Source organism: Actinophytocola sp. (genome assembly GCF_036555685.1).
GTDB lineage: Bacteria > Actinomycetota > Actinomycetes > Mycobacteriales > Pseudonocardiaceae > Actinophytocola.
Genome location: NZ_DATBKY010000207.1, coordinates 1 through 9,972, shown reverse-complemented (window position 1 = coordinate 9,972; position 9,972 = coordinate 1). Strand labels below are relative to the sequence as shown.

General features: G+C 73.0%; 8 protein-coding genes. 5 read left to right on the top strand and 3 right to left on the bottom strand.

Going from position 1 to position 9,972, the window contains the following annotated elements; translation table 11 throughout:
- Positions 1-57 precede the first annotated feature (57 nt).
- Positions 58-1,086, top strand: coding sequence for an exonuclease/endonuclease/phosphatase family protein (locus tag VH969_RS19645; protein WP_331976265.1), 1,029 nt, complete (start codon positions 58-60; stop codon positions 1,084-1,086).
- A gap of 54 nt (positions 1,087-1,140) precedes the next feature.
- On the opposite strand, the gene ahcY is transcribed toward VH969_RS19645, so the two are convergent.
- On the bottom strand, positions 1,141-2,631 hold the full coding sequence (ahcY, locus tag VH969_RS19640; protein ID WP_331976263.1) for an adenosylhomocysteinase: 1,491 nt from the start codon (positions 2,629-2,631) through the stop codon (positions 1,141-1,143).
- 149 nt (positions 2,632-2,780) lie between these two features.
- On the opposite strand from ahcY, the gene VH969_RS19635 reads away from it, so the two are divergent.
- The 4 genes from VH969_RS19635 (at position 2,781) to VH969_RS19620 (ending at position 7,404) form a co-directional block, all read left to right on the top strand.
- Positions 2,781-5,087 (top strand): hypothetical protein, encoded by a 2,307-nt coding sequence (locus tag VH969_RS19635; protein WP_414638576.1) that lies wholly within the window; start codon positions 2,781-2,783, stop codon positions 5,085-5,087.
- A gap of 125 nt (positions 5,088-5,212) precedes the next feature.
- Positions 5,213-5,710 carry a pyridoxamine 5'-phosphate oxidase family protein gene (locus tag VH969_RS19630; protein ID WP_331976259.1) on the top strand — a complete coding sequence of 166 codons (498 nt, stop codon included), beginning with the start codon at positions 5,213-5,215 and terminating at the stop codon, positions 5,708-5,710.
- 135 nt (positions 5,711-5,845) lie between these two features.
- Positions 5,846-6,253: a YciI family protein gene (locus VH969_RS19625; RefSeq protein WP_331976257.1), complete on the top strand. Its 408-nt coding sequence runs from the start codon at positions 5,846-5,848 to the stop codon at positions 6,251-6,253.
- A gap of 8 nt (positions 6,254-6,261) precedes the next feature.
- Positions 6,262-7,404: an RNA polymerase sigma factor gene (locus VH969_RS19620; RefSeq protein ID WP_331976267.1), complete on the top strand. Its 1,143-nt coding sequence runs from the start codon at positions 6,262-6,264 to the stop codon at positions 7,402-7,404.
- On the opposite strand, the gene VH969_RS19615 is transcribed toward VH969_RS19620, so the two are convergent.
- Together VH969_RS19615 and VH969_RS19610 are read right to left on the bottom strand one after the other, a co-directional pair.
- On the bottom strand, positions 7,391-8,722 hold the full coding sequence (locus VH969_RS19615; RefSeq protein WP_331976255.1) for a glutamate mutase L: 1,332 nt from the start codon (positions 8,720-8,722) through the stop codon (positions 7,391-7,393). The two genes, VH969_RS19620 and VH969_RS19615, sit on opposite strands and share 14 nt — an antisense overlap.
- Positions 8,719-9,972: amino acid permease (locus VH969_RS19610; protein ID WP_331976253.1), on the bottom strand; the 1,254-nt coding region annotated here is incomplete at its 5' end. The genes VH969_RS19610 and VH969_RS19615, both read right to left, overlap by 4 nt.

Sequence of the window (9,972 nt, the reverse complement as noted above, 5' to 3'; positions counted from 1 at the left end):
GTCGGGATGCTCGAAAGAGGCGAAACTCTGCACTGAACTTGTGATTCACTCACTCGTATGCGTGCGATCTGGACAGGAATTGGCATCACGGGCGCGCTCGTGATCGCCGCGGCGGGGCTGGTTCCCGCCATCGCCGAGCAGGCACCGGCGGACGTGACCACCGCGGCCGCGAACAACGACCCCGCGTTCGTGCAGGTCGTCGACAACAACCTGGAGAACCTGCCGACCGTGGACCTGCAGTGCCCCGGCGACTGGCAGGACCTCGTCTACTACCTCAAGCGGGCCCCGCTCAAGCCGGACCTGTTCACCGTCCAGCAGATCAGCAACCAGACCCAGCTGACGTCGTACGTGAACCGGCTCTCCGCCGACCTCGGCGAGGCGTACGCGGGCGTCATCGCCGAGGCCGCACCCGCCGCGATGAACAGCCCGTGCGGCGCGCCGAAGGACCACCAGACCAACGCGGTGATCTACCGCAAGGCCCGCTTCACCGACCGTGGCCTCGGCGCCCGGACCTGGCAGGCGCAGAGCGACGAGTCCGGCTCGTGCGCCAACAACGACCAGGCCCGCACCAAGGCCGTCAAGGTCCGGCTGCACGACAAGATCGCGAACAAGGACGTGACCGTCGCCTCCGTGCACTGGGCGACCGCCGCGTCCGGCGGCGGCACCGCGTGCTCGGAGTCCAACGCCCGCGAGACGGCGGCCGAGCTGACCGAGGACGGCTACGGCGGCAGCCTGCTGATCTTCGCCGGGGACCACAACGTCTCCGACCTCAGCGGCGGCACCTTCCGGGCCTGGTACCAGCTGCTCAACGGCGACACAGGCGGCAGCCTCGGCTTCCGCGACGCCGGCTACGCCGGGTGCGGCGGCAGCAAGGCTTGCCTCGGGGACAACTGGACGATCGGCGGCGACCGGCGCATCGACTTCGTGTGGGCCCGCAAGCCGTCCGGTGGCCTGCCCGGCGTTACCGGCTTCCACACGATCACGTTCAACGAGGGCGACGCCGCGGACCAGGCCGAGACCGGCTCCGACCGCGACGACCGGAACTACTCCGACCACCGCGCGGTGATGGCCCGCGTCCACTACTGACACATGCGAAAGGGGCCGGACCGCGCGGGCCGGCCCCTTTGTCGCATGTGGACCTCAGTAGCGGTAGTGGTCCGCCTTGAACGGGCCGTCGACGTCGACGTCGATGTACTCGGCCTGCTCCTTGGTCAGCTTCGTGAGCTCGCCGCCGAGCGCCTGCAGGTGGATGCGCGCGACCTTCTCGTCGAGCTTCTTGGGCAGCCGGTACACCTCCTTGTCGTACTCCTCGTTCTTGGTGAACAGCTCGATCTGCGCGATCACCTGGTTGGAGAAGCTGTTCGACATCACGAAGGACGGGTGGCCGGTGGCGTTGCCGAGGTTCAGCAGCCGGCCCTCGGACAGCACGATGATCGAGTGCCCGTCCGGGAACACCCACTCGTCGACCTGCGGCTTGATGTTGATCCGCCTGATGCCCGGGTAGCGGGCCAGGCCGGCCATGTCGAGCTCGTTGTCGAAGTGGCCGATGTTGCCCAGGATCGCCTGGTGCTTCATCCGGGACATGTGCTCGGCCATCACCACGTCCTTGTTGCCCGTGGTGGTGATCACGATGTCGGCCTTGTCCAGCACGGTCTCCAGGCGCTGCACGTCGTAGCCGTCCATCGCGGCCTGCAGCCCACAGATGGGGTCGATCTCGGTGACGATCACGCGCGCGCCCTGGCCGCGCAGGGACTCGGCCGCGCCCTTGCCCACGTCGCCGTAGCCGCAGACGACCGCGACCTTGCCGCCGATCAGCACGTCCGTGCCGCGGTTGATGCCGTCGACCAGCGAGTGGCGGATGCCGTAGCGGTTGTCGAACTTCGACTTGGTGACCGAGTCGTTGACGTTGATCGCCGGGAACAGCAGCTCACCCGCGGCGGCCAGCTGGTACAGGCGCAGCACGCCGGTCGTGGTCTCCTCGGTGACGCCCTTGATCTCCGCGCCCGTACGGGTCCACTTCTGCTTGTCCGAGGCGAGCGACTTGCGCAGGACCTCGAGGATGACCTTCCACTCCTCGGGGTCGTCCGACTCGGCCTGCGGCACGATGCCGGCCGCCTCGTACTGGGTGCCCTTGTGCACCAGGAGGGTCGCGTCACCGCCGTCGTCGAGCAGCATGTTCGGCGCGCCGCCGTCCGGCCACGTCAGCATCTGCTCGGTGCACCACCAGTACTCCTCCAGCGTCTCGCCCTTCCAGGCGTACACCGGCACACCCTTCGGCTCCTCCGCGGTGCCGTGCGGGCCGACGACGACCGCGGCCGCGGCGTGGTCCTGGGTGGAGAAGATGTTGCAGGACGCCCAGCGCACCTCCGCGCCCAGCGACACCAGCGTCTCGATCAGCACGGCCGTCTGCACGGTCATGTGCAGCGAGCCGGAGACGCGCGCGCCGCGCAGCGGGTACACCTCGGCGTACTCGCGCCGGAAGGCCATCAGGCCGGGCATCTCGTGCTCGGCGAGGCGGATCTCCTTGCGGCCGAACTCGGCCAGCGAGAGGTCGGCCACCGCGAAGTCCAGGTCGCCGACCTTCTTGGCGAACCGTGCCACGGTCGCATCCTGGCTGTTAACAGCGGTCATTCCGTACATCCTCCAAACTCATGGCCTCCGCAGGAACACTACCGTTACCCGAAGTTGATCGACTCGAGCGGCCATAGAGGGAGGAGGACACTCGCGTGCTGGCGGCTGGACCCGACACCCGCGTGGTGGAACTGCGCGTCCACGGGCTGATGGGGACGGCCCCGGAGACCCTCGTGTCCTCGGTCGCCGCGGTGGACGTCGCGGGGGACGGGATCGGCCGGATCGTGCAACCGGCGGACCGGTTGCTGCGCCCCGCGCCCGGGCCGATGCTGCGTGCCGAGGGGCAGTCGATCCCGCGGGTCGTCGAGGGCTACATCTGGGGCGGCATGACGTCGGGCGGCGCGGCAAAGGCGGCCTGGGCGCTGCTGTTCCCGTTCTCGCTGGCGAACGTGGCCCACTGGATGCTGCCGCCGATCCCGTCCGGGCACCGGCTCGCCACGCGGCTCGGCCTCGCGAACCGGTCGCTGCTGCGGCTCGCGGCCGTGCTGCTGACGATGCTCCTGGTCACCCAGGCCGCGGTGGTGAGCCTGGACCTCCTCGCCGCGCAGTGCCTCGCGCCCGGTTCGGCCTGCCTGGCGCGGACCGTGCCGGACTGGCTGCGCGAGGCCTACCTCGTGCGCCCGCTCATCGGGCTCGTGCCGGTGCTGCTGCTGATCTACGTGCTGTTCCGCATCTCGTGCGTCGCCTGGGAGACCGAGGCCGACCACGCGGTCGCGAACCCGCCGCCCACGCCGCCGAACGCGCGCGTGCTGCTGCCCGGCACGAACCTCGTGGCCGACCCGGACACGCCGACGCTGCGCGCGCTGCACCTGCTCGCCGCGCTCTCGACCGTGGCGCTGCTGCCGCTCGGCGGACCGTTCCACGTGCCGCGCGGCGGTCTCGCCGTGCTGTGGGCGGGCGCCCTGGCGCTGCTGGTGGTCGCGCTGCTCGGCGTGCTGCTGCTCGACGACCCGCGGGGCGCGCACCCGGTCCGGGCCGGACGGTGGTTGCGGGCGGCGCTCGGCCCGGTGACCCGGCGGGTGCTGCTAGGGCTCGGCTACGTGCTGGTGGCGCTGTCGGCCGCCGCCCAGGATCCGTTGCCGGACAAGCTGACCGGGACCGACTCGACGGTCGAGGCGCTCGCCGCGGTGCTGATCGTGCTCGTCGTGCTGTTCGGCCTGCTGCTGGTGCCGGCGGCGCTGATCGCGCGGCAGGAGTGGCGCGGCCGGCCGCGGGCGCTGCGGCCGTGGGCCGGCGGGTGGATGGCGGCGCCGACGGTCGCCGTGGCGGCGCTGCTGGGCGGCGGTTTCGGGGTCGGCCTGGCCGTCGCGGTCCGCAAGCTGCTGGGTGCCCCGGACAAGCTGCCCGAGGGCTACGAGCCGGTGACGCTGCTGTGGGGCGCGGCGGCCGTGCTGGGGGTGGTGGCGGCGGTCGGCGCCGGGTTGTTCGCGGCGTACACCGTCCTGCGGCTGCGCTCCGGGCGGCTCACCGACGCCGACGCGATGGTGCGGCTGCTGCACACCGGCGGCGCCGTGCCGGTCGCCGCGCGGGCGTGGCGGTCGGCCGGCTGGCGGCGGGCGCACCTGCACCACATCCTGCTGACCGGTGCGGCAGTGCTGTCGGCGGGCGCGGCGGTGGCCCTGGGGCTGCGCCTGACCCGGCCGGTACTGCCGGTGTGGACCGGCCCGCTGTCCGCGATCGGCGTGCTGTCGCTGGGCGTGCTGGCCGGGGCGCTGCTGCGGGCGGTCTACAACGCGGCGCGCGCACCGCGGGCGGGCCGCCAGCTCGGCGTGATCACGGATCTGGCGTGCTTCTGGCCGCGGGAGGCGCACCCGATCGTGCCGCCGTGCTACGCGATGAAGGTGGCGCCGGAGCTGGCCGCGCGGACGGTCGAGCACCTGCGCGAGCCGGGCACGCGGGTGGTGCTGACCGGTGACTCGCACGGCAGCCTGCTGGTCGCCGTCGCCGCCGCGCGGCTGCTCAACTCGCTGGACGAGCCGGACCGGCGGCGGATCGGGCTGGTGACCGTGGGCTCGCAGCTGCGGTGGGCGTACTGCCGGGCGTTCCCGGCGGTGCTGCCGCTGCCGGCGATGGGCGCGCTCGCGGGCGAGCTGGGCACGCGATGGCGTTCGCTCTGCCGCGGGACCGACCCGCTGGGCGGCGCGGTCACGACGTGGGACCAGCAGGTGTACGACACGGAGCTGCTCGGCGTGGGCTTCCGCGCGGACGGCACGGTCGGCCCGCTCTCCCCCGCGACGCGCGCGCCGTCCGGGGCGCTGGTGCTGGGCCTGGATCACTGGCTGCCCGACCCGGCGGCGGCCCCGGCGCAGGGCCGGCGGTGGGCGCCCGGGGTGCAGCGGCACGCCAACTACACGGCGGATCCCGAGTGGGACCGGGCGGTCGCGATGGCCGCGGGCCTGGACCCGGCGGAGCCGACGCTGGGTCAGCTGGACCTGCTGTTCCCGTCCGCGCCGTAGCCCGGCATGGGGTGGTGGCTGAGGTCACAGCCGGCCGTGTGTCGAACTGCCGCATGCCGCTCCGTCCCCGCGGTGTCCGCCGCCCGCGGACAACACGACACGTTCGCGAGACAGGAGACCGACCAATGCGCCGAAGCGCCCTCGACGAGGTCCTCAACCACCCACTCAGCCAGAAGCTCCTGGCCCGTGACCTGGCCCGGCTGGCGTTCACCGGCCTGGACGGCACGCCGCGGGCGATCCCGATCGGGTTCGTCTGGAACGGCTCGGAGATCGTCATGTGCACGGCGAAGAACGCGCGGAAGCTGCCGGCGCTGCGCCGCGACCCCGCGGTCGCCCTGACGATCGACACCGAGGCACACCCGCCGAAGATCCTGCTCATCCGCGGCCGGGCCGAGCTGGACGTCGTCGACGGCATTCCCGACGAGTACCTCCAGTGGAACGGCACCTACCAGATGACGCCCGAGCAGCGGACCGAGTGGGAGGCCGAGGTGCGGGCGCTCTACGACGGCATGGTCCGGATCGTGGTGCGGCCGACCTGGGCCAAGCTGATCGACTTCGAGACGACCCTGCCCAGCTCCATCGAGGAGCTCATGCGCCGCCGCGCGGAACGTCAGCGCGGCTGACCCCGCGGCCGGGCGGCCCGGCTCGGCAAAGACTCGGAAAAGACGAGCCGGCGATGTCGAGAACCCGTGACCGGCTCCGTCCCAGCTCCTGAACGCGACCAGAATGGGTCGCGCCGGCATCGAGGAGAACCCGAAATGGCCAAGTACTTGCTGCTCAAGCACTACCGCGGCGCACCTGCCGCCGTCAACGACGTGCCGATGGAGCAGTGGACGCCGGAGGAGATCTCGGCCCACATGCAGTTCATGCGGGACTTCGCGGCCCGGCTCGAGGAGACCGGCGAGTTCGTCGACACTCAGGCGCTCGCCCCGGACGGGACGTTCGTCCGGTACGACGGCGAGGGCCGCCCGCCGGTCACCGACGGCCCGTTCGCCGAGACCAAGGACCTCATCGCCGGCTGGATGGTGATCGACGTCGACAGCCACGAACGCGCCGTCGAGCTGGCCGGCGAGCTGTCCGCCGCCCCCGGGGCGGGCGGGAAGCCGATCCACGAGTGGCTGGAGGTGCGGCCTTTCCTGACCGGGCCGCCGACCATCACGGAATGACCGCGCGGATGGACGAGTCGCTGGTGCGCAGCCTCACGCCGACCGTGCTCGGGATCCTCGTCCGCCGCGGAGCCGACTTCGCGGCGGCCGAGGACGCCGTGCAGGACGCGCTGGTCGAGGCGTTCCGCGCGTGGCCGGCGGACCCGCCGCGGGACCCGAAGGGCTGGCTGATCACCGTGGCGTGGCGCCGGTTCCTCGACGCGACCCGGGCCGACGCCGCCCGCCGCCGGCGTGAGGACCTCACCGCGCCGGCCGCCGACGAGCAGCCGGCGCCTGGGCCCGCGGTGGACGACACGCTGCAGCTGTACTTCCTGTGCGCCCACCCGTCGCTGACGCCGGCGTCGGCGGTCGCGCTCACCCTGCGCGCCGTCGGCGGCCTGACCACCCGCCAGATCGCCGAGGCATACCTGGTGCCCGAGGCGACCATGTCGCAACGCATCAGCCGGGCCAAGCGGACCGTGTCCGGCGTTCGGTTCGACCAGCCCGGCGACGTCGCCACCGTGCTGCGCGTCCTCTACCTGGTCTTCAACGAGGGCTACTCCGGCGACGTCGACCTCGCCGCGGAGGCCATCCGGCTCACCCGGCAGCTCGCGGCCGCGATCGACCACCCCGAGGTGGCGGGCCTGCTCGCCCTCATGCTGCTCCACCACGCCCGGCGCGCCGCCCGGACCGCGCCCGACGGCAGCCTGGTGCCACTCGCCGAGCAGGACCGCGGCCGGTGGGACACGCGCCTGATCGCCGAGGGCGTCGAGATCCTGCAGGCGGCGCTGGCCCGCGACCGGCTGGGCGAGTTCCAGGCCCAGGCGGCGATCGCGGCCCTCCACGCCGACGCGCCCGCCGCCGAGGAGACCGACTGGGTGCAGATCGTCGAGTGGTACGACGAGCTCGCACGGCTGACCGACAGCCCGGTCGTCCGGCTCAACCGCGCGGTGGCGGTCGGCGAGGCGGACGGACCGCGCGCCGGCCTGAAGGCACTCGCGGCCCTGGACGACGCACTGCCCCGCCACGCCGCGGTGGCGGCATACCTCCACGAGCGCGACGGCGACCTCGCGACCGCGGCACGGCTCTACGCCGAGGCCGCCCGGAAGGCGGCCAACCTCGCCGAGCGCGACCACCTCACACGCCAGGCCGCCCGGCTCAACTCCCGCTGACCTCGCTGACGGGTCGTCCGGCCGGCCCCCGGCCATCGACACCGGCCGGATGCAGCGCGCGCAGCACCGCGTCCGCGGTCTGCGGGTGGCCCGCCTGGGTCAGCAGCCCCGCCGGGCCGAGCAGGCCCTGCCGGTCCACCCGGATCTCCGCGTGGCGCAGCACCGGGCCCAGCTGCTCGCGGAGTGCGGCCTCGACGCCCGCCAGGTCGGCGGCGTGGCGGAACACGCCGCCCGACAGGACGAGCACGCCGGCCCCGCGCGGGCCCAGCCGGCCGTCGACCATGCGCAGGTGGCGGCGGACGGCGAGGACAACCGCGAGCCGGGCCAGCTCCAGGTCCGCGGCGACCTCGTCCGGTGTGGACGGAACGAGGTCGGTGGACGCGTGCCGGCGGCCGGCCGCCGCGGCCAGAAAGTCCGGCACCGCAAGGCGTTCCGCCACCGCCTCGGCGACGACGCCCGGTGCGCTCACCCGCATGCCCAGGTCGCCCTCGACCGTGCGCCGGTCCGGCGGCAGCGCCACCGCGTGCTCGGCAGCCTCCACTGTGGACACAGCGGAGTACACGTCGGTCGTCGCGCCGCCGACGTCCACCACGAGGACCGCGCCCGGCTGTTCCTCCGCCGCGGCGAGTACTCCGGCGAGCCGGGACACCGCCGACAGCACCGCGTCCGGGGTGACCGTGCTGACGAGGCGGCGGAACCGCGGGCCGCGGGAGAGGCCCTTGCCGCCGATCACGTGCCGCAGGAACACCTCGCGGATCGCGGCGCGCGCGGGGCCCGGCGCGAGCTCGCCGACGTCCGGCAGCACGTTGTCCGTCGCGACGACCCGGCGGCCGGCGAGAGAGGACAGCGCCGCGGGCCGCGCGTCGGCGTTGCCGGCCAGCACGATCGGCACGGCCAGCCGGGACGCGGCGAGCCGGGACGCGTTGTGCAGCAACACCTTCTCGTCGCCGCCGTCCGTGCCGCCGACCAGCAGCACGACGTCCGGCGCGGCGGCCCGCAGCGTCCGGACGTCGGCCGGCGCCAGCAGGCCCGACGACACGTGCACGACCTTCGCCCCCGCCGACAGCGCCACCCGGTACCCGGCCTCCGCGCTGACCAGCCGCTCCTGGCCGACGACCGCGAGCCGCAGCCCGCCGCCGGCCGACGAGCACGCCAGCGTCGTCGTCGCGGCCGGCAGGGCGGCCGTCACCGCGGCCACCCCGTCGAGCACCTCCGGCGGCGTGGTGCGGTGCTGGGCGACACCCAGCACGGCACCACCCGCCGACACCACGACGCCCTTGGTCCACGTCGACCCGACGTCGAGGCAGCGGAAGGTCAACTCTGGCCGGCCTTCGGATCCGCTCCGTCCACCGGCAGCGGCGTCGCGGTCGCGGTGCGCATGCCCAGCACCGAATGGCGCCGGCTGTAGGTGAAGTACACGACGACGCCGATCACCATCCAGACGAAGAACCGCACCCACGTGAGGATCGTCAGGTTGATCATCAGCCACACGCAGGCGACGATCGCCGCCGGGCCGATGACCGCCAGCGCCGGCACCCGGAACGCCCGCGGCAGCTCCGGGTGCGTGCGGCGCAGGATCATCACGCCCGCCGACACCAGGATGAACGCGAACAGCGTGCCGACGTTGACCATCTCCTCCAGCTTGCCGGCCGGGAAGAACGTCGCCGCCGCGGCGACCAGCGCGGCGACGAGGATCGTCGCGCGGACCGGGGTGCCGCGCTCGCCCGTGCGGGCGAGCCCGCGCGGGAGCAGGCCGTCGCGCGACATCGCGAACAGCACGCGCACCTGGCCGAGCATCAGCACCATGACGACCGTCGTGAGGCCGGCGAGCGCACCGACGGAGATGATGTTCGCCGCCCAGTCGTTGCCGTTGAGCGAGAACGCGGTCGCGAGCGTCTTCTGCTCGCCGTTCTCGGTGGCCAGGTCGGTGTACTTCACCATGCCGGTCACGACGAGCGCGGTCGCGACGTAGAGCACGGTCACGATCGCGAGCGAGCCGAGGATGCCGCGCGGCACCGCCCGCTTCGGGTCCCTCGTCTCCTCCGCGGTGGTGGCGACGACGTCGAAGCCGATGAACGCGAAGAACACCAGCGACGCGCCGGCGAGCAGGCCGAAGATGCCGAACGCGCTGCTCGACCCGCCGGCCAGCCACGAGAACACCGTCTGGTCGACACCGGTCGAGGCCGACGCGCCGGACTCGCCCGGCGGGACGTACGGGCTGTAGTTCGAGCCCTTGACGTAGAAGATGCCGAGCACGATCACGAACAGCACGATGGCAACCTTGATCCCGGTGATCACCATGCTGACCCGCGACGACAGCTTCGTGCCGAGCGCGAGCAGCGTGGACAGCACCGCGATCAGCAGCAGCGCGCCCCAGTTCACCGAGAGGCCACCGAGGTCGGCGGTGGTCTTGACGTCCTCGCCGAAGATGTAGCCGAGGACCGTCTGCAGGTACTCCGACCACCCCGTCCCCACCGCGGCCGCGCCGACCGCGAACTCCAGCACCAGGTCCCAGCCGATGATCCAGGCGAGGAACTCGCCGAACGTGGCGTAGGAGAACGTGTAGGC

Excerpts from the sequence above, each read along its gene's own strand:
- VH969_RS19645 (WP_331976265.1), top strand. The coding sequence starts at position 58 with ATGCGTGCGATCTGGACAGGAATTGGCATCACGGGCGCGCTCGTGATC.
- ahcY (WP_331976263.1), bottom strand. The coding sequence starts at position 2,631 with ATGACCGCTGTTAACAGCCAGGATGCGACCGTGGCACGGTTCGCCAAG.
- VH969_RS19635 (WP_414638576.1), top strand. The coding sequence starts at position 2,781 with ATGGGGACGGCCCCGGAGACCCTCGTGTCCTCGGTCGCCGCGGTGGAC.
- VH969_RS19630 (WP_331976259.1), top strand. The coding sequence starts at position 5,213 with ATGCGCCGAAGCGCCCTCGACGAGGTCCTCAACCACCCACTCAGCCAG.
- VH969_RS19625 (WP_331976257.1), top strand. The coding sequence starts at position 5,846 with ATGGCCAAGTACTTGCTGCTCAAGCACTACCGCGGCGCACCTGCCGCC.
- VH969_RS19620 (WP_331976267.1), top strand. The coding sequence starts at position 6,262 with ATGGACGAGTCGCTGGTGCGCAGCCTCACGCCGACCGTGCTCGGGATC.